The sequence below is a fragment of the Ralstonia sp. A12 genome (assembly GCF_000801955.1).
Taxonomy (GTDB): Bacteria; Pseudomonadota; Gammaproteobacteria; order Burkholderiales; family Burkholderiaceae; genus Ralstonia.
This window is the reverse complement of record NZ_JSZO01000001.1, coordinates 597,190-617,235: the sequence shown is the minus strand read 5'-3', so window position 1 is coordinate 617,235 and position 20,046 is coordinate 597,190. Positions and strand designations below refer to the sequence as shown.

At 58.7% G+C, this 20,046-nt stretch carries 21 protein-coding genes; all 21 read left to right on the top strand.

The features are described 5' to 3' along the window. Window positions 1–763: 763 nt before the first annotated feature. The 21 genes from PI87_RS02805 (at window position 764) to PI87_RS02705 (ending at window position 20,018) form a co-directional block, all read left to right on the top strand. A complete protein-coding gene (locus PI87_RS02805; protein ID WP_039596131.1) occupies window positions 764–961 on the top strand; it encodes a hypothetical protein in 198 nt (65 codons plus the stop codon). A 494-nt stretch (window positions 962–1,455) separates the two neighbouring features. Beyond that, complete coding sequence (locus PI87_RS02795; protein ID WP_157003060.1) at window positions 1,456–2,229, top strand: hypothetical protein; 774 nt, start codon at window positions 1,456–1,458, stop codon at window positions 2,227–2,229. A gap of 149 nt (window positions 2,230–2,378) precedes the next feature. Next, on the top strand, window positions 2,379–2,615 hold the full coding sequence (locus PI87_RS02790) for a hypothetical protein (RefSeq protein WP_039596128.1): 237 nt from the start codon (window positions 2,379–2,381) through the stop codon (window positions 2,613–2,615). 482 nt (window positions 2,616–3,097) lie between these two features. Further along, window positions 3,098–3,442, top strand: a complete 345-nt coding sequence (locus tag PI87_RS02785) for a hypothetical protein (protein WP_039596127.1) — start codon at window positions 3,098–3,100, stop codon at window positions 3,440–3,442. A gap of 106 nt (window positions 3,443–3,548) precedes the next feature. Beyond that, window positions 3,549–4,016 (top strand): hypothetical protein, encoded by a 468-nt coding sequence (locus PI87_RS02780; RefSeq protein ID WP_039596126.1) that lies wholly within the window; start codon window positions 3,549–3,551, stop codon window positions 4,014–4,016. 503 nt (window positions 4,017–4,519) lie between these two features. Continuing rightward, entirely contained in the window at window positions 4,520–7,231 is a 2,712-nt protein-coding gene (locus PI87_RS27985) for an ankyrin repeat domain-containing protein (protein WP_052321376.1), read from the top strand. Between the two features lie 208 nt (window positions 7,232–7,439). Then, the gene (locus PI87_RS02770) at window positions 7,440–7,721 is read left to right on the top strand and encodes a hypothetical protein (protein WP_039596125.1); all 282 of its coding nucleotides are present in this window, start codon (window positions 7,440–7,442) and stop codon (window positions 7,719–7,721) included. Between the two features lie 90 nt (window positions 7,722–7,811). Then, a complete protein-coding gene (locus PI87_RS02765; RefSeq protein ID WP_157003058.1) occupies window positions 7,812–8,183 on the top strand; it encodes a hypothetical protein in 372 nt (123 codons plus the stop codon). 12 nt (window positions 8,184–8,195) lie between these two features. After that, window positions 8,196–8,777: a hypothetical protein gene (locus tag PI87_RS02760; protein ID WP_039596123.1), complete on the top strand. Its 582-nt coding sequence runs from the start codon at window positions 8,196–8,198 to the stop codon at window positions 8,775–8,777. Beyond that, complete coding sequence (locus PI87_RS02755) at window positions 8,764–9,249, top strand: hypothetical protein (RefSeq protein WP_039596122.1); 486 nt, start codon at window positions 8,764–8,766, stop codon at window positions 9,247–9,249. The genes PI87_RS02760 and PI87_RS02755 overlap by 14 nt, the downstream gene beginning before the upstream one ends. A 152-nt stretch (window positions 9,250–9,401) precedes the next feature. Beyond that, a complete protein-coding gene (locus tag PI87_RS02750) occupies window positions 9,402–10,589 on the top strand; it encodes a glycosyltransferase (RefSeq protein WP_039596121.1) in 1,188 nt (395 codons plus the stop codon). A 240-nt stretch (window positions 10,590–10,829) separates the two neighbouring features. Next, window positions 10,830–11,090: a hypothetical protein gene (locus PI87_RS28965; RefSeq protein WP_157003057.1), complete on the top strand. Its 261-nt coding sequence runs from the start codon at window positions 10,830–10,832 to the stop codon at window positions 11,088–11,090. 203 nt (window positions 11,091–11,293) lie between these two features. Beyond that, on the top strand, window positions 11,294–11,536 hold the full coding sequence (locus tag PI87_RS02745) for a flagellar biosynthetic protein FliQ (RefSeq protein ID WP_232313926.1): 243 nt from the start codon (window positions 11,294–11,296) through the stop codon (window positions 11,534–11,536). A gap of 7 nt (window positions 11,537–11,543) precedes the next feature. Next, a complete protein-coding gene (locus PI87_RS02740) occupies window positions 11,544–12,389 on the top strand; it encodes a flagellar biosynthetic protein FliR (protein ID WP_039596119.1) in 846 nt (281 codons plus the stop codon). Continuing rightward, window positions 12,389–13,480, top strand: coding sequence for an EscU/YscU/HrcU family type III secretion system export apparatus switch protein (locus PI87_RS02735; protein WP_039596118.1), 1,092 nt, complete (start codon window positions 12,389–12,391; stop codon window positions 13,478–13,480). Before PI87_RS02740 ends, PI87_RS02735 begins: the two co-directional genes overlap by 1 nt. Then, window positions 13,477–15,561 (top strand): flagellar biosynthesis protein FlhA, encoded by a 2,085-nt coding sequence (gene flhA, locus PI87_RS02730; RefSeq protein WP_039596117.1) that lies wholly within the window; start codon window positions 13,477–13,479, stop codon window positions 15,559–15,561. Before PI87_RS02735 ends, flhA begins: the two co-directional genes overlap by 4 nt. Before the next feature lie 48 nt (window positions 15,562–15,609). Then, window positions 15,610–16,374: a flagellar hook-basal body protein gene (locus PI87_RS02725; protein WP_052321375.1), complete on the top strand. Its 765-nt coding sequence runs from the start codon at window positions 15,610–15,612 to the stop codon at window positions 16,372–16,374. Between the two features lie 44 nt (window positions 16,375–16,418). Continuing rightward, window positions 16,419–17,210 carry a flagellar basal-body rod protein FlgG gene (gene flgG, locus PI87_RS02720; RefSeq protein ID WP_039596116.1) on the top strand — a complete coding sequence of 264 codons (792 nt, stop codon included), beginning with the start codon at window positions 16,419–16,421 and terminating at the stop codon, window positions 17,208–17,210. 17 nt (window positions 17,211–17,227) lie between these two features. Then, the gene (gene flgA, locus PI87_RS02715) at window positions 17,228–18,292 is read left to right on the top strand and encodes a flagellar basal body P-ring formation chaperone FlgA (protein WP_198139501.1); all 1,065 of its coding nucleotides are present in this window, start codon (window positions 17,228–17,230) and stop codon (window positions 18,290–18,292) included. Continuing rightward, window positions 18,289–18,879 (top strand): flagellar basal body L-ring protein FlgH, encoded by a 591-nt coding sequence (locus PI87_RS02710; protein ID WP_232313925.1) that lies wholly within the window; start codon window positions 18,289–18,291, stop codon window positions 18,877–18,879. Before flgA ends, PI87_RS02710 begins: the two co-directional genes overlap by 4 nt. After that, window positions 18,879–20,018 (top strand): flagellar basal body P-ring protein FlgI, encoded by a 1,140-nt coding sequence (locus PI87_RS02705; protein ID WP_052321373.1) that lies wholly within the window; start codon window positions 18,879–18,881, stop codon window positions 20,016–20,018. Before PI87_RS02710 ends, PI87_RS02705 begins: the two co-directional genes overlap by 1 nt. Window positions 20,019–20,046: the final 28 nt, after the last annotated feature.

The window sequence follows — 20,046 nt, the reverse complement described above, 5'->3', positions numbered from 1 at the left end:
CATGCTGCGTAGCGAATTCAGGGTACGGTGCGGAGGCTTCCCACTCGTCCTCTGACGCATGAGGTAGGGGAGGCCAGGAGCTAGCGTGTGGGCGGGTGGGACGCGGTTGAACGGGCCCTCCTTTGCGAAACAGCAGCCAGTAGATTCCGAGCGCAAAGAGCACAACGAAAACGACGATCAGGCAAATCGTCAAGGCGATCGGTGGATTGGTCGTGGAGGCCACGGGTTCTCCCAAGTGGTGCGCCCGTGCGGAATTACTCGGACGGAGCAGGGCTCTTGCCGGCTCGGGGAGGTGATATGTGATTCAGAAATTCTGGAATCTCGGTTGGCGAATTGTTGCGAGCCTGTTCTGAATGGAATGTTGCGGGTGCGCTGGCGACAGCTATCTAGGAAGCTATGTGAAGGGTTTCCATCGAGCGGCATGCAGCAACTATTCGGATTGCCCGAAATTTTTCAGCCGAGGCCGTCAATCAAGGCGGGACTAGTGTTGCTAGCGTATGCCTGACTACGTTGTCCCGAATCTGGATGGTCCGGGTCCCGAGCGCGAAAGAGCGGGAGATTGTCAGACTGCCTGTTGATGACAGGACTGTTACTACGTTCGAGCTAGTCCCTCATGCTGGTGGCATGTGGTGCGTTTCAAATCTATAACCTTCCGCATGCTGCAGTGCGGAGATATGAGCGAAACACACGCGGGGAGACCGGGTGGGCAAGCACATTTCAACCAGCCGTTCGGTTGCCAACAACCTTGTCGAGGAGACCACTGATGAAGCAGCCAGGACTAGACGGTAGGCATCGCGATAAGGATGGTCAGATTGAGCAGAAGCATGGCAACACCATGAACAAAAATCTACCGAGACCGATTCCCGGATTTGGACCACAAACGACACTCAAGAAGATGCGCGATGCGACCGGCAAGACGAGCGAGAAGGACATACGCAACGCAGCAAAACGCAAGCACTAGCTCGATTTGTAGATGTTGGGACCAGCATGAAAGGGAAGAGCACCTTTTCGCAAGCCGACGCGGAGCGCATTCGGGATCTCCTGCGACAGGTCCGTGCGGCTGCGACTGGTGATCAGAAGAAGCTCCGCGACCGTCTGCGAATCGATGTAGGTTTCTATATCTCCGATTTCACCAGATCGAACACAGGTTTCACAGCTGCTGACTTCGATGGCCTAGTGGATCACGGAACGATCCAGATCATTTGACCCGAGCGCGTGCCGCATGGGATAGGGGTGAGCGCTCTTGGCCGCTTTCGCGGCCACGCTTTTCATGTGTTGCTCGCCAGGGCCAGCTTACCCTCATTGAAATCCACGGGAACTCACACAATGCAAACCTCCCAATACGCTGCCGTAGCCTTACTGTGCCTCGTAGGCGCTAGCGCCCATGCAGAGTCTCCCTTTGCATGCGGGACATTCGGTCCCGGCAGCACGATCAGCACGACAGCCGACCTTGGCATGACGGCCACGTCGATGATCGCGTCGCCAGGCAATTCGGCAACACCGGACATGTTCGCGCAGGCTGGCTGGTTTCTCGTCGACCTGTTTGGCGCCGGCCCGGTGATGGGCTGCCTTCCAAAAACCAGCAGCATCGCAGGTTGGTCACAGACAAACAGCTACTCTCCGGACGGCATGCTGAGTGAAATCGTCGCTACGCGATACGACGCGCCGCCAACGAAGCTCAGTTTTGCGTATAACGCGGTTTTGCCCTACCGTCTGCAGACGGCCGAGAACTTTTGCATGGCAGTTGGCGGCCAGAAGGTGCGCTACACCTTCACGTACAACAAGGACGGGCGGCTCGCTATCATGCGGCAGGCGTTGGATAGCGAATGCCCGAACCCGGCACCGGTGACAGTCACGTACGAGTATGCAGACCCTCGGGTACCTGGTCTGCCGACGCTCATGACCGTGTTTATGGACGAAAAGGTGATGGAGGTGGCTCGCTACGCCTATACCATCTCGAACGGCGTCCTCCAAAACGTGAAGATCGATCTCGCCAGCGGCCGGACATCGGTTGTACAACTCGGCTACACCGGAGCCCTCATTACGGCTGTCGATTTGGCAGGGACGTCTTTCGCGGTCACTTACCGCAACGGCACGCAATGGAAAAGCCTTCTCGATCCCAAGTTTGGCTGGGGACTGAGCATGTCATACGGTGACAGCAATCTTGTTACCGAGGCACGGCAAGATACGGGCTGCCCGCAGTGCCCGCCAAATACCTTTGGCTACTGAGTCGGTGCTGTTCTCTGAAAATCGTCGTCGCCGTCCATATCCCGCCAGATCAGCGTCTCGCCGATCGAACCTCGTGGGCTCCCTTTGTCGCGACGGTCAAACAGTTGTGCTGGTATGCTGCCCCAACCACAACTGCGCAGGAGGACGTCATGGCTGCGAAGAAGGTCTCGAAGAAGAAGTACCTCAAGATCCTGAACAAGCGCCTACGTGCCGAACCAGATGCCTCACCCGGCACCCTGTTCGTCTTCTATCCGCAGGGGACGAAGGCGAAACACGCCACCGGCATCACCGCCAGCGAGCCAACTACCAAGCGTGATCTGGCAACCATGGCGACCATCCAGCACATAGCCGCTAGCGAATTCATCGTCACCGACGAGAGGAAGTAGGCAACGGCAGCCCTCTATCGTTGCGATGTTGGATGGTGGCCTGGCATCGTCTTGAGCTTTGTCAGTGTCTTCTTGGCCGCAAGCAAAATTACAAAGGTTTCCACCGTGGCGTCAGAGCTCAACGTCCTCAAGATGTCGTGGAAGACGGGAGCAACGACTTGTGGTGGCAAGCCGGTTCGGTCCGAAATGTCGCGGACGTATGCTTGGTATACCTCTGATACTTCGTCGCTCACGCTCAAAGACGGATCGCAGTGGTCATGCAGGACACGTAGCACATTGCCGACTCCAAAGGAGCGATGGGCCGGTAGAGCCTTCAGCATACGAATGACTCGATGGAAGGCAGCACATTGTGCCGGGCCCAGGTATGTTTGTGCACGTATCGGTGCCGGTCACCGACTTTTATTGCATGCTGGACATGCGCCCAGCTTGTTGACCGACTGCATCCTGGGGCATGCATGTTCAAATTGATTTGAGGCGGAGCTATGTCTACCGAGAAGGCAATCCTGCAGACAATAGAAAAGGTGATGCCGGAAGGCGCGGACATCCAGATAGTGCGAGGAGTTGACGCATTGAACGTAGGTGTTTCGTGGTTGCTCCACGATGATCCTGAGCTTCCGAACAAACGATCCAAAACAATTTCGATCGCTGTTTCTCATGAAGCAGTGCAAGATTTTGCCGCAGCGGAAGATCAAGCCGGTGCTGAGCGTCGGGTCAGTGAATTCCTTCGAGCGCAGCTTGCCCAGTTCGACCCGACGCACCAAGCACCAGCTTCTGAGCCACCGCCCATTGAAAAATGGGTGATCACGACGAAAATTCTCAATGGTTGATGAGCATCGACGATGGTAGACCTATGCCATCGATCCTAGTACGTTGCTTTGGGGACATGACTGTCGTAGTGGTGGCCGTCAGACTGAACGGCGGCTGCGATGTGCCATGGCCCTGAAACCTTTAACCAGGAATGCGATGGAACGGGCTTGCGACGACGTACTGATGGTGTTGACCGCCAACTCCATCGATGAAATTGTTCGACGCGGAGGGGTTGCGTATTGGGTTGCGAACGCCGAGCGCGTGAGCGGTTGCAAGTACGTGATCGCCACGCGGAACCGTAATGATCGCTACGAGGAGCCCGGCGGCGATGAGGATCACGGTGCAGCATTTTTCGTTGGGGAAATCGGCAGAGGTATTTACATGCGTCGGGAGCCCGGCTACGAAAATCGTATCGTGGTCGGCGTGACGCGGTTTGCCAGAGTGAACGTTCCAGGGGTGTGGGCGCCACGTGGTAGCAATCCGGTGCGCTACTCGTCGATGGGCAAACTACCGATCGATTTCAACGCTCTCCGATGGGAGCTATGGCCACGCGCTCGTGCTGCAAGCGGTCTCGTTAAGTTGGTCACCTTTTGACCGCCCCGTCTAAAGGGAGCGTATCAGGCCGTGTTTCGCCAGAGAGGAACTATGGCGATCAGGATTCCTGGATTCCTGTAGCACTTGGGTGATCAAAACTCGGCACCGCCCACACGATCAATAGAGTTCTGAGCGCCATAGCGGATGCCGCACCAAACGGCATCCGCAGGTTCATCGCTTACCGCTTCGGCGCGGGGGATTGTTGCCGCGTCCACCGCCAGATTTGTTGCCTGTGGTGCTGGGCCAGTTCGGATTGTTGGTCATTGCGTTCTTCCATACCCCCTGAGTATTCCTGCCCACCCCGAGGGTTCAGGGCTCGGGCAGGATCGGGTGCAGTACTGCACTCGACGGGTCGAAGTATCGATTTCGATGGTCGCTGAGGTCGATGACAGATCCCGTACGGCGCAGTTGACGGCTGTCACGCTGGCGGTACGGGATGTTTCATGGTGCATTGGAGAGGGTGTCCGGCAGAATGCCTCATCTCGCATTTCAACCGTCACGCCATGGCCCGCATTCCTTCGTTCGAAGAGGTTCTGCTAGAAGTCCACCAGAGCCTTGGGCTCGAACGGCCTCAATCCAAATACATCAATCAGTTCCGCGACCTCGACATGCCTCTGAGCAGGCACGTGGGGATGGGCGAGGAGCTGCTTGCATCGGTGATGGCGGCGCTCGATCTGGATGCGGTGGCTTGCCGCGACATGATCGCAAACGTCCAAGAATGGGGGGACTTCCACAAGGCGCTTGAACTGCACGTATGGACGGGTCCTGCGAGCCAGCGGCAAGTGTTATGGCATTTACTTGCCTACTCCTACATTCCGTCGCTGGCGCGAAGGGTGGCTTTCTGGAGCCTCGCCGGCGTCGAGCATCAGCAGCCCTTTGATGCCGGTATGCCAGGTGGGGAGTTCTGGTTCTGCCCGAACGGGAACCCAGAACACAAGCGGATCGATTTGCCGGTGCAGCAAGTGACCGATTGGCTGATCGACATCCTAGGCGGCCAGTCGCTTGAGGAGGCAACCCACGGATTTGCGCGCAAAGAGAGCGGAAAGGACCTGAACGGACACGCTCTCCGGCGGCTGCAAGGATGGCGTCTGGAGGGCCGACTACCGAAAAGCGCCAAGGAAATCGACGAGCTGTTCGACGACGAAGCCGAACTGGAGTTTCTCGGGGCGTTCGAGTGTGAGGAAGGGGTATCCACAGCCGCTCAATTTCAGGCAGCCATGCGTTTTGTCGGGCACAAAGGACTTGACGCCACGGCATTGCGAGACCAGATCCCCATGACGATCGAGCGCTTGGCCGCTATCCTGGGCGGCAGCTCACCAGAGGACGACCAGCAGGAGTTCGTCAGGCTCGTCTCATTGCGCTACAGCAAGCCGACGATGCGCATCATTCGCCAGCGGCTCAAAGTCGCGCGCATGGTCCAAGACGGGTATCAACGCCTCCTGAAATTCCTCTGCCCTGGCGTTGCACCAACCTGTGCCGATCCGACGCAGAACAAGCTGCTGCAATTGATCGGCCTGTTCCAGACCATCTACAACCTGACGATCGAAGCCTGGAAGAACGGTAGTGATCCTTCAGAAGAGGATGCCTATTTCGAAGCTCGCTTGGCACCCTGGGATCGCGCCGATTTGCTGCTCTCCATTCTGCCGTCGCTGCAAGGGCGCAGCGTGCATTCCAAGTTGGCAGAACGACTGACGCGCAAGTTCCTCGTCCTTGAACCTGACTCCCCGTTGGAGGACTTGGTTGCATTGGGCGAGGCTGGCGCACAGTCAGTGATCCTGGCGCGCGTTGAGGCTCTTCATCGCGAGGCAGCAGAAGACGCGCGGCAGGCCGCTTTGTTGGATCGGGTTCGAGTCGCGTCCCCGTGGCGGGCGTTGCAAGGCGAGGATAGCTACTGGATCGTCAGCCAACTGGTTCAAAACGAAGATCTGCCAAAGAAAGTGCGCGCGATGGCTGCGCAGCGACTGCACAAAATGGCAAAACCCCCCGGCCAGGCTGTGGGCGCGGTTGTGCTTGAACTGGATTTCCTTCTGAATGGACCACCGACACAGCGCCCGACCGGCGTGTGCCAATCGGTTCAGCGCCTGCTGGACTCCGTGCCGGAGGGGGCCGATGGTTACGAGGAATGGAAAGCGCCGTTGCTGCGTTTTCGCGCGAAACATCTGCTGATGCAGAACCAGTTCGCGGACGCCTGCGACGTCTTCCAGCAGGCGTTGAGAGCGTGCCTGGAACGCGGCTATGGTGACTTGGCAGGGCAGATCGCCCGGGATGGCTTCGCCGTTGAGATTGCGGAGTTTGGATTCAGGCCCAAAGGTCAGGAACGCTACTACCGCAACATGATGGCGTATGGGATGTTCCCTGCCGGAGTGCCGTCGTTCGAAGATGCTACAGTCGCGTGCGAGGAGTATTTCTGGGGCGATCTCTACCATCCGTATCCTGGAGTCGAGCGGGAGACGCCGCCAGCCGTACGGGAGTTCGAGCCAATATTTAAAGAGACGTTCGGGCTGATAGCCAAGGCTGACTGGGATGGGCTGCAGTGCTGGATGCAGCGGCATGCCAAGACATTCCGAAAGGCGAATACGAAAGATGCTCGCCGGAACAGCGTCTTGCTGATGTGGCTAAAGATGCTGCACAAGGTCGAGTCAACGGTGGTGATGTTCGCTACCCATGAGAGTGCCAGTGCCCTTGGGCAGATCTTCACTCATCTCAACCACTGGCGGGACGCGATTCGGCTGCTGGTCGAAGTATGGCCCGAGCAGGCTCGAATTGCTGATTTCAAAGGGCAAACGGCCCTGATGTTTGTGGCTGCCGCGGGCGATGTCGCTCTGACAACCTTGCTTGCCCCCATTTCGGATGTCGATGCCCAGGACTATCTTGGGAGAACCGCTTTGCACGCGGCTGCGGGTGGGCGATCATTAGAGTGTGTTGCTGCGGTCTTGGAGCGCAATCCAGACGTCGGCAGGGTGACGGGGGGAGGGGGAAACTCTGCATTGCACACGGCGGTGCAATTCGCAGCTCCGGGGTGTGCACGCATCATTCTGGAGGAATTCCCTGGATTGGCATTGATGCGCAATATGATGGGGCAGACGCCTTTGGCAATGGTCCGGGCCATCGTCGACGATCTGCCGAGTTGGCGGAAAGCCATGGGAAAAGACGGCCGTGGTACAGGGTCTGACGAAGATGTCGCGGCATTGGTAGCGCTGCTGGAATCTCCTTGAGACCTCATTGCGACAAGGCAATGAAGCCGGAGGTGTTCAAACGGAGATGCCGTGGCGGCCCGGAGGTGGCCACGTATGTAAGCAGTCTTGTCGTCCCCATTTTGTTTTCTGCCGAGATAAAATCAGTCGGACCGCCTATCTGCGGGTTTCGACATGACCGATCTCCATGAAAGAAAGAGAACTTACGGCGAGTAGTCCGAAGGGTGGGATGAACAAGATGACCTGCCCCCATTGCCACAGCAAGGTGCCATATGGTGCTTTTGTGTGTGTCGGCTGCAAGGCCGAGGTGAAGTATGGGAACACGCTCCTCGCAGTCGGTCTTGCGTTGATTGCTGCGTTGATCGCAGGCTTTTTTGTGCAATGGATTTTGCCCCGCGCGTTGGGCATCGTTTCCGTCTGGACGTTCATAGCGATATTTGTCTGGCTGCTTATCGTGCTGCGCCGGAAATTTGCTACCGAAGTGCGTTTCAATCGGCGCTACCGAAGTTGAACTGTCCTTCCTGCAAACCGAAAATCCGGATCGGAAACCAAGGCGTCGTGCCTCTGCATGATCACTACTTGCGCAGAGGAAAACATGCCCATGCCGACTGACAGCCGCGGCCGCCTTCACGAGCTTTTTGCCTTGGACGAAAGGCGAGAGCGCGGCGAGCTTTCTGACGCCGAACTGGCCCAGTTCGCAGAGATGCGCGACAACTTGTTTCGTGACGCTGGTCGCACACCCATGGCGAGAGAGCTGACCGAAGCAATCCAGCTTGCCGACATCCTCAAAGCGGATGGTGCATCACTGGGCGCCGAGGAGTACGCCAGCGTCGTTGTTGCGTTTTTCCAAGCAGGCAGGGATCGCATTGCGCTGTTTTCGGCGATGAAGAGCATCCAGCGAACCCATGCGCGATTGTCTGAGGTGCCAGGGTCTACAGAACGGCCGAACCTGTCAGCACAAGACAGTACATGACAGGGGAGAACCATGCCAAATTTCGAAAACTACTTATGCATCAGCCATAAGCCTAAAGCGATCCCCTATGGTGGTTCTGGCATCGTGCGCGCAGATGGTGACGCAAACTTTGGCTTTAAGTGCCTGAAAGGCGCACTGCATCGCGCTGACGAGGTACCGGAGCTGCAGCGAGATTCGACAATGAAGCAGCTTGCGGTTGCCATCAACGGCCCCGCAACTGGCCTGTTATCTATCGGGTGTGTCAGCGGTCCGCTGCATGAAGATGGACGTCATCGGTACATGGGCTATTTCGAGTTTGCCTTCAACTCGCGGACTGGCATCAGTGACGCCCAGCACTACTTCCCAGCGTTCTTTCACTTCGACCGGAGGCTGACCGAGACGCCAAATGTTCGCCCGGTGATGTACCACTGGGAGCTGCAGCCCTGCACGTTTGTCGAGCGTGACAATGCCTCGGGATACTCCTGTGCAATCACTGTAAACACACACTGGGTCGATAGCCACGAAACCGCTCTGCAAGACTGGGAACAGTCGCTTGGATACCTGCGGCAGATGCTGGAGCAGATTCCGCCGTTCGGCCCCGATGCGCTTTATTGATGACAAGGAAAGCTCCGGCTACGTCGGCGCAGAAAACAACCAGAACGGGAGCAACGCGATGAACGCCGAATACTTGACGCCACACGAACTCAAGATAAGGCGGGCCGTGCGGTCGATTGCAGCGTTCCTATCTCTTGCCGTACTGGCCCTTCTGCTGCCGTTCGTCGATGCCTTTCGGCCTGCCGGGGAGTCGGTCGCAACATGGTGGCAGCGAGCGGGGGCCCCAGTTGCCGTATTCGCGTTTATCGCCCAGAACAAATCCCAGTATCTCGGTGCTCTGCTTACGCCTGGTTCATTTACTAGTGCGGCGTTTGAGTCCCTGAGAGGGAAATATCGTCGAACACATCAGATGGGGCTTTCGGCTGCGATAGCTCTGACTGTCCTCGGTACAGTGGTTTGGGGCTATGGGGACTGTTTTATCAAAGCCGTGGAACAGGCACAGGCGAAGTTCGCTAGCCACAAAGTTCGCTAGTAGGGGAAACGCCGGCCGCGCCGGCAGAAGGGAAAGGAGAGAGCGATGGTGATCCACTTCCTGAACAAGCCTGCGACATATACCCCGAACTGCACGCATCAATTCGCGTTGTGCAGTCGAGCCCGATAGAACTGTTTAAACACAACGGCGGTATGAGTCGAATACTTTTTGCTTGGGAACTTGGGGCGAACCTGGGCCACCTTGCACGGGACATCCCGGTAGCTGAGCGGCTGCGCGCGCAGGGGCACGATGTTCTGTTCGCGGTGAAAGATGTCGCCATGGCGGAGCGGTTACTGTCGTTAAGGGGTTTCAGCTTCGTGCAGGCTCCCGTGGCGCCTCCCCCGCAGAAGAGGGAGGCACCGGCCAACTATTCAGAAATGCTGATGGCTGCAGGCTACGGCGAGTCGCCGAGTCTCTATGGCCGCGTTCGGGCCTGGGCCGCTCTTTTTAAGCTGCACGGCTCGCACGTGGTGGTGATCAACCATGCGCCCACGGCGTTGCTCGCAGTGCGAGCGCTCGGCCTGCCGTCGGTACTTACGTGTATTGGATTTGAGGTGCCGCCGCAGGTTGATCCGCTTCCCAGTATTCGACCATGGGAGGAAATCCCACAGGAGCGTTTGCAGTCGGCGGACGCCTTCGTGCTCGAGCGGATCAACGGAGTTCTGAGTCAGTACGGACGTCCCATGTTTGAGCATGTGGCGACCTTGTTTGAAGGTGTTCCTACCCTGTTCACTACATTTGCCGAGCTCGATCACTATGGTGCTCGCGTGGACGGCAAATATGTCGGTATGTTTTCGTCTCAGGGTGATGGAGGGCATCGCGCTTGGCCCGAAGCTGGCGGTACGCGCGTGTTCGCTTATCTACGTCCGACCGTCCCCGGCTTTGAAAATATGCTCGGAGCTATGCGTGATGCGGATGTGTCTGCAATTTGCGTCGCGCCAGGCATTGCGGCTGACGTTGCAGAGCGATATCGCTCGCCATCGTTGGACATCGTGACTCAGCCTGTCGCGCTTGGCCCGATATTGGATGGTGCTAGCTTGGCGATCGTCTATGGCACTGGGACGATGTCGGATGCGCTCCTGGCTGGCGTGCCGCTGCTGATGGTGCCTCAGGTTGTCGAGCAGGCGCTGATGGCAGAGCGCATCGAGGCATTTGGGGCAGGGGTGTTGTGGCACGCGCCGCGCACGGCGGCGAGCGCGTGCGACATTCTGGATGCGACCCTAGCAAATGCCGAGCTTAGGCATGCCGCTCAGACATTCGCAGACAAATACCGGGATTTCTCACCAGACAGGGCCGCTGAGCATGTCAGTGAGTCGATTCTGCAGGCTGCAAGGGCTTAGATCGGCCTACAGTCATCTGTGATGGAATTCACAGCGCGAGTGCATTTGGCGTGCCGCCTAGGTATTCAGCTAGTGATTCAGTGAGTACTTAATTCCTGAATTTTCGTGGCCCGATGCAAATTCAACATCAATAAGATCAGGTCTTAAGAAATTTCAGGCGCAGAACCCCACGACGAGGGGTTCTCACTGTGAAGAGCCGTCTCTACTATCCCCTGCGATCAGAGATGAGGGCGTCGATTCATGTCAATCGAACGCTCCACCAATATGAACTCGGGGGAGTTTCACTATGTGCCGACGGCCGAACATGGTCGCGCGTGGCGCGACTACGTGGATGCTTGGTGGTTATGCCAAGCAAGAGTATCCAGCGACAGCGCCGCTATCTGGCGGGCCGCCTATGCCTATCCGGCTGGGCAAACGCCTGCCAAAAAGACTCCTGCATTGAATTCACCTCTAGTCGATTTCGCATCGACATTGCTGCGCCTGTTCCGCGTGGGGCGGTAGCTCGCCCAGATTGGCTTCGCGGAAATGCAGTGGGACTGTGCAACCGAACTACCAGTCCTTGGAGGTGAGTCAACGTCAGTTGGCTATCCCCTGTCACGCCAAACAGTCTCTAGAAGTCGCCAGCTTTGAGCATGTAGCAGTAAAGCCGGGCGTAGTTGAGCACACGGAATTGTCACACGATGCACGCGGATATGGCTTTGAGAATGCTTAGCGACCTGCTCTGGACGGGCGTGGTCGTTTGCGCGCCTGTGCTTGGTTTGACCATGACCGTCGGCTTTCTGATTAGCCTGTTCCAGGTCGTGACGCAGGTGCAAGAGAACTCGCTCACGTTTGTGCCCAAGCTTCTGACCGCGGTTATCAGCCTAGTTGTTTTCGGGCCTTGGATGCTACGCAAATTCGTGCAATTTTCCGTGCACCTGTGGTCCGGAATTCCATCGATGATTTGAGGATTCCGTGGCCGTATCCGTATTTCCGGCATTCGACGTCAATCGTCTTGAGACGGTGTTCCTCCTGTCATTGCGGCTGGGGGCTACATTCCTTGCGACACCGGTCCTTCCGGCCGCAGGGGTTCCCGCTATCGTTCGGGTGCTGGTGGTGCTGGCATTGGCTACAGCGCTTTCGTTTGGCCTACCAGGGACTGGCATCTCTGTCGGGGCCGATGGTCATGCCGGCAGTCTGTTCCAGGCAGCGCTCTCCGAGTTGGCACTGGGAATGACGCTGGCACTAGGCATCCTGCTCGCATTTGCCACGTTCGTGACAGCCGGGCGCCTGCTCGATATCCAGATTGGTTTTGGTATCGCTCAGGTGCTGGATCCCGCGACCAACACTCGAATGCCGATTTTCGCGACTGCCTACAACCAAGCCGCAGTTGTGGTGTTCTTTCTGATCAACGGACACCACGCGCTACTCCGCGGTCTGGCTTACAGCCTGGAGCGATTTCCTCTGGGGACGCCTTGGCCGTTGATGGCAGCACTGGCACCTGTCACCAAACAGGCTGCGGGTCTGTTGAGCTTGAGTTTTGCCTTGGCAGCACCCGTCGTGTTCTGTGTCCTCATGGCGGAAATGGCGCTGGGTGTCATCGCCAAGAATCTGCCTCAGATGAATATGCTCACGATGGGCATTCCGGTAAAGATTGCCGTCGGAGTGATCGCTGGATCCGTGTGGTTTGCCGGAATCGGCAGCGTGATGTCACGGGCTTACGAAGAGATCTACCGTTGCTGGGATGCAATTTTTGCATCGGTGGCTGCGAGCGGGGCAGTGGATGGTGATATGCGCCAACTGGTTGCCAAGGAGGGGTGATGGCTGACCAGGATATGGACAAGAGCCAGCCGGCCACGCCTTACAAGCTACAGAAGGCCAGGGAACAAGGGCAGGTCGCAAAGAGCCGTGACCTGATATCGGCTGTGACCTTCACTGCTTCCATGGCGTTTCTCGCTTCACAAGGCTGGGATACCTGGCGCCGATTGTTTCAGATGGATCGCCTGATCCTTGCACAAGTCGGCAGCGTTGAGGCAACGCAGCCGGCGATGTGGCATCTCATCGAACAGATCGTTCGGGCAGCGCTGGAGCTGGGGGCACCATTCTTGGTGACGCTGGTGCTTTCGGCTATTGCGGGGAACCTGCTGCAGACTGGTCCCATACTGTCGTTCGAGCCCATTAAGCCGAGCTGGGAGCGAGTCAATCCTGTCCAGGGATTCAAGAAGATTTTCTCTCTGCGCACGCTGTTCGATGGCGCGCGTGCCATCTTGAAGCTGGTCCTGCTCGGGCTGGTCGCGTACTTCTCGCTCAAAAACCTGGCACCCCAGTTCTATCACCTCGCCAGCCTGCCAGCCCCCCGCTTTGTGCATGCGCTGTTGGACGATTTCGCGGCCCTCGGCTTGAGGATGTCGGCCATGCTGATCTTCATTGCCATTCTCGACTTCCTGTATACGCGGAGGGAGTTCGGCAAGAAGATGCGGATGAGCCGAAAGGAGCTCAAGGACGAATTCAAGCATCGGGAGGGCGATCCGAGAATCCGTGGCCGTCTGCGCAAGCTGCGGCAGGAGATGCTCAAGCGTAGCCGCTCGCTGAGCAAGACCCGGCATGCCGATGTGCTGATCACCAACCCGACGCATGTCGCCGTTGCGCTGCGCTATGTGCACGGCGAGATGGAATCGCCGCAACTGATTGCCAAAGGGGCAGGTGCGCTCGCAATGGTGATGCGCAAGATCGCAGCAAAGCATCACATTCCCGTCGTGCAGAACCGGACGCTGGCACGTGCCCTGTTTCATTCGCTGGAGGTCGACCGATCGGTGCCGCCAGCGCTTTATGCGGACGTGGCACGCATCATCGTTTGGGTATTTGCCATGCGGCGGACACGCGAGAAAGCTCTGGCGGAGCGCACGGCATGACATTGCTCAAACGCTTTTTCGGCGCGAACAGCGACATGGCCATGGTGTTGCTGATTCTCGGCGTGCTGGTCGTACTGTTCGCGCCCATCCCGTCTGGGTTGCTGGATTTTCTGATTCTGACGAACTTCAGCTTTGCATTCCTGATTCTGCTGCTGACGTTCTACATGGCGCGTCCGGTGGAGTTCTCGACGTTCCCGTCGCTGCTCCTGATCGCCACTTTGTTTCGGTTGTCGCTGAACGTCGCCGCGACGCGACTCATCCTGTCTGACGGCGATGCGGGGAAGGTCATTGCCGCGATTGGCTCTTACGTCGTCGGGGGCAACTACGTCATCGGGCTGATTGTCTTTCTGATCCTCATTGTCGTCCAGTATGTGGTGGTGACCAGCGGCGCGCAGCGTGTGTCCGAAGTCGCGGCGCGGTTCACGCTCGACAGCATGCCCGGTCAGCAGATGAGCATCGACGCCGACCTGAACATGGGCTTCATCGACCAAGCGGAGGCCCAGAAGCGACGGAAGAATCTGGAGAAGGAGGCCGCCTTCTACGGTGCGATGGACGGCGCCAGCAAATTCGTCAAAGGCGATGCGATAGCCGGCATTGTCATCATGTTGGTCAACGTCGTAGGCGGTCTGGTCATCGGAGTCATGCAGCACGGCATGTCATGGGCGCAAGCCCTGCAGACCTACACGCTGTTGACCATTGGCGATGGGATCGTGACACAGGTGCCCGCCCTGGTGATCGCCGTCGGCACCGGGATTATCGTGACGCGCTCCGCATCCGACGAAAATCTGAGCCAGGAAGTGCTGCGCCAGGTCACCTCGTTCCCGAAGACGCTGCTGCTGGTCGCAGCGGCGCTCATGGGCCTGATGTTGCTCCCCGGCATTCCGGCCGGTCCTACGTTGACGCTTTTCTCGATCGTCGTGGTGGTTGCGGTTGCCGTGTATCGCTCCACCAAGGGAGCCGAGGAGGGCGAGGATGCCATCCCCAGCGGAATGGCCGAAGAAGTGCCGGCCAGTGCGGAAGATGATCCGTACGCGTTGCTCGCGGTCGACCCGATCGAGATCAATGTCGGTGCCAATTGGGTGCCCGTTGTTAACCAGCCGGGCAGCCTCTTCATGGAGCGTATCGCGGCCTTCCGGAAACAGCATGCACAGGACTTAGGTGTGGTTCTGCCGCGTGTCCGGTTCAAGGATTCCGTGAGACTCGGGCCTGACCAGTATGAAATCGCGCTGGATGGGGTGGTGTGCGCGAAGGGCGAAGCGAGGCAGGACCGTGTTCTCGCCATTCATCCTGCCGGCGACACCCGGGCGATCCCGGGGGAAGTGACCCGTGATCCGACCTACGGTCTCCCCGCGTTGTGGATCGAGGAACATCAACGGCAGGCGGCGACGGCAGCTAAATTCACGCTGGTGGATGCTTCAACCGTCTTCATGACTCACCTGAGCGAGATCCTGCGGCGGGAGTCCGCCAGCTTGTTGACGCGTTCGGAAACGGAAAAGCTGCTGAGCCGCGTTCGGCAGTCGCAACCGGGGCTAGTGGAAGAAATCGTCCCAACTGTCCTGTCGTTGAGCGACATCCAGAAGGTCCTGCAGAACCTGCTGCGGGAAAAGGTCTCGATCCGCAACGTTGATGCCATTCTCGAAGCGCTGGCCGATGCCGGCCGTAGCACGAAGGATGCGAACCTGCTGACCGAAGCGGTTCGGCGTCGTCTTGGCCACGCCATCTGCCAAGGGCTGCTGGGGGATGCCAGTTCATTACACGTGTTAACGCTGGATCCCGCCATCGAAGGTCAATTTCTGCAAAGCGTTCAGGGTGCGAAGGTCGCGGAAGCGGGCGGCCAAGGACCGGCGTCCGCACTGTTTGTCGTCGAACCGAAGCTGGCAGAGCAATTCATTGGTCGCCTTGTGCAGCAGGCAGAGAAGATGATGAAGAGCAATCTGCTGCCGGTCCTGCTGTGTTCTCCCGAATTGCGTAGGCATATCCGTGCCATGTCCGAACGCGTCATGCCGCATCTGCGTGTGCTTTCGATGGCGGAGATTCCCCAGAACATCGAGCTCAAGTCATGGGGCGTGGTCTCAATCTGAGCGCCAGCCCCCAACCTTCACCCAGACCCTTCCTCCAGCAACCGACCTATGCAGGAAATCTTCGCCGCCACGCTCGCCAGCATGCATCAGGACATGGCCCGTCTTGACGGCGTAGCGCTCAATCTCGCAAACGTTTCGACGCCTGGCTATAAGCGCGGAATTGTGACCACCCAGCCGTTCTCCAGCATTGTCGACGCTGTTGCGGGCGGGGCGAACATGAACGCTGGAGAGGCGACCGGTGTCCAGGTTCTGAGCGATATGCGTCCTGGCACGGTGAAGCTGACCGGCGAGGTGATGGACGTTGCGCTAGCCGCCGACGGCTTCTTTGAAGTGACGACACCCTCCGGACCTGCGTACACCCGACAAGGAAACTTTAGGACAGATGCCCTTGGTCGCCTGGTGACCGCCCAAGGCTATCCAGTCATGGGCAAGAACGGAGAGATTTTTCTCACGACGCAGACGCCCGTAATCGATGCGGTGGGGAACGTCACTGAGCCAAACGCTACGACGGGCCCGTCCGCGGTCAATCCCGGCACGCCTATCGCGCAATTGAAGGTTGTCAAGTTTGACGCGCCCAAAACGCTCCAGCGCCTGGGCGACGGGATGGTGGCTGCCGGCACTGGTATGACCGTCATGGACGACACCAGTGTGCAGATCCGGCAGGGCGCACTGGAGAACGGCAACGTCAGCTCGATGCAGGAAATGATGCAGCTCATCCAGACCATGCGTCATTTCGAATCGATGCAGAAGATGACCCAGGGCTACGACGACATGCTTGGAACCGCGATCAGGAAGCTGGGCGATCTGTCGTAAGCGGATGTTCCATCACGAAGATTTTTCTACAGGAATGACAGACCGTGTTTGATGCACTCTATATCGGCGCGACCGGCATGCAGGCGCAGCAGCTCAACGTTGACACGATTGCCAACAACCTGGCCAACGTCAACACGACGGGCTTCAAGAAGAGCCGGGTGAGCTTTACTGATCTGGTCGCCCAGGAAGCGAGCCGAGTACAGCCGGCTGCCGATGCCCAATTGGGTCCGCTGTCGACGCTGCCGCATCTGGGGGCCGGGGTTGGCATCTCGAGTGTTGCCAAGTTGTTCGATGTCGGCAATCTGCAACAGACCGGTTCATCGTTCGATGTGGCGATCCAGGGGGATGGATTCCTGGAAGTGGCGCTGCCCGATGGTAGTCGTGCTTTCACACGGGGTGGCACGCTCAAGGTCAACGCTGATGGCATGCTGGTGACGCAGGCCGGTTACGTGGTCAAGCCCGGCATCTCGGTACCCAGCAATGCCAAAGACATGACGATTTCCGCCGACGGTCATGTCAGGATTTCTGTGCCCAACCAAGCGTCACCGGTGGATGCGGGGCAACTCGAGCTGGCGCATTTCGCGAGTCCCGGGATGCTGCTGGCCCAGGGGGACAACCTGTACCGAACAACCGACACGTCGGGTGAGCCCGTGGTCGGCAAGGCAGGCCAGGACAACCTGGGCACTTTCGCACAAGGATTTCTTGAAGGCTCGAACGTCAAGATGGTCGACGAGATGGTCGGGCTGATGGTCGCGCAGCGTGCGTATGAGGCCAATGTCAAAGTCGTGCAGGCTTCGGATGAAATCCTTGGCATGGTCAACAACCTTCGCAAGTAAGCGTGACACCAATGCCGATGCAGTTGACCAAGCGACGTCACGGAGCCCACCAGTTGTTGGTAGCCGCGGCCATCATGGCCGGTTGGATGCTCGCGCCGCAGGGAGTGCGTGCGCGTGACTTACCGTTGCCGGAGCCGACGACCCTCGGGGCCTCCGCGGGAGACGGCGCAATCGCCCGAATTGAGCTGCCGCCGATGGTCGAGGCGCGGCATGGCGATGTCTCGCTTGGAGATGTTGCGGCCCTGGCATCTTCGGATCTGTCGACGTTGCGCCGGTTGATGAGTCTGCCTCTCGGCAGGCTGCCCAGGTCAGGTGAGTCCGCGCGTCTTGACCAGGCCACGCTGGCCCGCTGGATTCGCGCCCGCACCGGAATCAATCCCCAGCGCATCGCGTGGAGCGGTGCTGAAGTGGTCAATGTCCATCTCTCGATGCATGAACTTAGTGGCGAGCAACTGGCTTCTGTCGCCAAGGCGAGCCTGCACGAATGGCTTGCAGCTAGGAGTGCGCGCTCCAGCGTTGAACTGAGTCGGACGCCGCGTGACATCCCCGTGCCTGCGGGTGAGGTCAGGGTGCAAGTCCGTCCGATCTCCAACGCCGCGATGTTGACCAAACACATGTCGGTCTGGGTGGATGTCTGGGTCGATGATCGCTTCATCCGCACGGTGCCAGTGAGCTTTGAAGTCAGCGCTTATGAGCAGGGCTACGTCGCAGATTCAGCGGCTGCGTCCGGAAGCCCCCTGGACCAAGTTGCTCTGCAGCCCAGGGAAGTCGATCTTGCGGTGTTGCCTTCCAAATCCGTACTGACGGGGCTGGCACCCGAGACAGCAGCTAATTTGCGCCTGCGCCGCACAGTTGCTGCCGGGGAGGTCATGACGCGCGACAGTATCGAATCGCGTCCGTCCGTCACGCGTGGTGATTGGGCGACGCTTCACGCGGTGTCGGGGGCCGTCAATCTTGAGAGCCGCGTCGAAGTTCTCGAGGATGGCCGGGACGGACAGATGGTGCATGTGAAATTGTCCAATGGGACGGTACCCATGCTGGCGCGTGTCGTGGGGACGCGGATGGTGGAGGTCAGGCAATGAATGTCCGCTTGCTGATTCCGCTATTTATTTGCCTTCTTGGGATGACGATTGCCCATCCCGCAGCGCGTGCGGAGAGTTTGTACAAGGAGGGCACCTACCGGCAGCTCACGTCGGACAACAAGGCGTTCCGGGTTGGCGACGTCATCACCGTGCAGGTCTTTGAGAATTCCAGTGCGACGACGAGCACGGACACGACGAGCCAGCGTAAAAACAACTTGAATGTCGGCATCAGTACGTTGCCCACGGGGCGCCAGGTTGGTGGTACTGCGACCGTTGCTGGCGATTTTGATGGCGGCGGCACCACGCAGCGCGCCAACAAGTTGTTGGCGACCATCACCGTGGCCGTGCTTGAGGTTCTGCCCAACGGCGATCTGAAAGTTGGGGGCGAGCAGTTGCTGACGGTCAACGATGAGCAGCACAAGGTGTCGCTTGAGGGACGTGTTCGACCCCAGGACATTTCGGACGGCAATGTCGTGCTCTCGACGCGACTGGCCGAGGCACGCATCAACTATGTGGGCGAGGGCGAACTGTCGGACCGCCAGCGGCGTGCATGGTGGCGAAAACTGTTGGATCTGTTGGGGTTGTGATGCGGACCGGTCATCGTACGTTCTATCACACCGTATCTGCCTGGCTGCTAGCTGCAGTCGCGGTACTTGGTAGCGTGGCCCACGCTGAAAGTACGCGCATCAAGGACCTGGGCAAGGTGCAGGGGTGGCGGGAAAACGCACTTGTCGGTTACGGCATCGTCACTGGCCTGGCGGGCACAGGAGATTCGCCGACCAATCGGACGACCCGTCAGGCGCTGTCCAACGTGTTCTCGCAATTCAATCTGACGGTGGCGCCGGAGCAGGTGCAAAGTCGCAACGTCGCCGTGGTCATGGTGTCCGCATCACTGCCGCCATTTGCGCGCGAAGGGGACACCTTGGACGTGACGGTATCGTCGGCCGGCGACGCGCGCAGCCTGGTGGGCGGAAGCCTGCTGCTGACGCCGCTGAAGGGTCCGAACGGGCGCATCTACGCGCTTGCGCAGGGGCCGTTGACGGTGGGCGGCTATCGCTACGACGCAAACGGCAACGTCTTGCAGAAGAACCATCCCACGGTCGGTTCGCTGCCGAACGGGGCGACGGTGGAGGTTGGCGTCAATGCGGAGATGCTGAGCGCGAATCAGACGGTCACGTTTGTCCTATCCGACCCTGATTACACGACGGCGAATCGCATTGCCTCGGCCATCAACGGCCAAGTGGGTGGTGGTATTGCCAGGGCGAGGGATGCTTCTGGTATCGAGATTCGGGTGCCCGAAGGTCAGCGAGACCAACTGGTCAGCTTTGTCGCCAAGCTCGAGAACGTCACGGTCGAGCCGGACCGTAGGGCGAAGGTGGTCATCAATGAGCGCACCGGTACCGTGGTGTCGGGTGGTGATGTGCAGATATCCAAGGTCGCCGTGTCGCATGGTGACCTGAAGATTTCGATCGCCACGCAGAACACAGCATCGCAGCCGAGCGACGTGATTTTTCCTGGTCCGGGCGTACGCACCGCCATCGTGAGCAACACGAGGATGGAGGCTTCGGAGCAGAACGGCCCTGGCTTCGTCCCTCCAGGAAACAACACAGTGGCCGATCTGGTCCAGACCTTGGCCAAGCTCAATACCAATACGCGCGACATCATTTCGATCCTGCGTGCCATCAAGGCTGCTGGCGCGTTGCATGCAGAACTGGTTGTCCAGTAACAGAACAGACCCGACTGGGAGTAGGAGT

Excerpts from the sequence above, each read along its gene's own strand:
- PI87_RS02805 (WP_039596131.1), top strand. The coding sequence starts at position 764 with ATGAAGCAGCCAGGACTAGACGGTAGGCATCGCGATAAGGATGGTCAG.
- PI87_RS02795 (WP_157003060.1), top strand. The coding sequence starts at position 1,456 with ATGACGGCCACGTCGATGATCGCGTCGCCAGGCAATTCGGCAACACCG.
- PI87_RS02790 (WP_039596128.1), top strand. The coding sequence starts at position 2,379 with ATGGCTGCGAAGAAGGTCTCGAAGAAGAAGTACCTCAAGATCCTGAAC.
- PI87_RS02785 (WP_039596127.1), top strand. The coding sequence starts at position 3,098 with ATGTCTACCGAGAAGGCAATCCTGCAGACAATAGAAAAGGTGATGCCG.
- PI87_RS02780 (WP_039596126.1), top strand. The coding sequence starts at position 3,549 with ATGGCCCTGAAACCTTTAACCAGGAATGCGATGGAACGGGCTTGCGAC.
- PI87_RS27985 (WP_052321376.1), top strand. The coding sequence starts at position 4,520 with ATGGCCCGCATTCCTTCGTTCGAAGAGGTTCTGCTAGAAGTCCACCAG.
- PI87_RS02770 (WP_039596125.1), top strand. The coding sequence starts at position 7,440 with ATGAACAAGATGACCTGCCCCCATTGCCACAGCAAGGTGCCATATGGT.
- PI87_RS02765 (WP_157003058.1), top strand. The coding sequence starts at position 7,812 with ATGCCGACTGACAGCCGCGGCCGCCTTCACGAGCTTTTTGCCTTGGAC.
- PI87_RS02760 (WP_039596123.1), top strand. The coding sequence starts at position 8,196 with ATGCCAAATTTCGAAAACTACTTATGCATCAGCCATAAGCCTAAAGCG.
- PI87_RS02755 (WP_039596122.1), top strand. The coding sequence starts at position 8,764 with ATGCGCTTTATTGATGACAAGGAAAGCTCCGGCTACGTCGGCGCAGAA.
- PI87_RS02750 (WP_039596121.1), top strand. The coding sequence starts at position 9,402 with ATGAGTCGAATACTTTTTGCTTGGGAACTTGGGGCGAACCTGGGCCAC.
- PI87_RS28965 (WP_157003057.1), top strand. The coding sequence starts at position 10,830 with ATGTCAATCGAACGCTCCACCAATATGAACTCGGGGGAGTTTCACTAT.
- PI87_RS02745 (WP_232313926.1), top strand. The coding sequence starts at position 11,294 with ATGCTTAGCGACCTGCTCTGGACGGGCGTGGTCGTTTGCGCGCCTGTG.
- PI87_RS02735 (WP_039596118.1), top strand. The coding sequence starts at position 12,389 with ATGGCTGACCAGGATATGGACAAGAGCCAGCCGGCCACGCCTTACAAG.
- flhA (WP_039596117.1), top strand. The coding sequence starts at position 13,477 with ATGACATTGCTCAAACGCTTTTTCGGCGCGAACAGCGACATGGCCATG.
- PI87_RS02725 (WP_052321375.1), top strand. The coding sequence starts at position 15,610 with ATGCAGGAAATCTTCGCCGCCACGCTCGCCAGCATGCATCAGGACATG.
- flgA (WP_198139501.1), top strand. The coding sequence starts at position 17,228 with ATGCAGTTGACCAAGCGACGTCACGGAGCCCACCAGTTGTTGGTAGCC.
- PI87_RS02710 (WP_232313925.1), top strand. The coding sequence starts at position 18,289 with ATGAATGTCCGCTTGCTGATTCCGCTATTTATTTGCCTTCTTGGGATG.
- PI87_RS02705 (WP_052321373.1), top strand. The coding sequence starts at position 18,879 with ATGCGGACCGGTCATCGTACGTTCTATCACACCGTATCTGCCTGGCTG.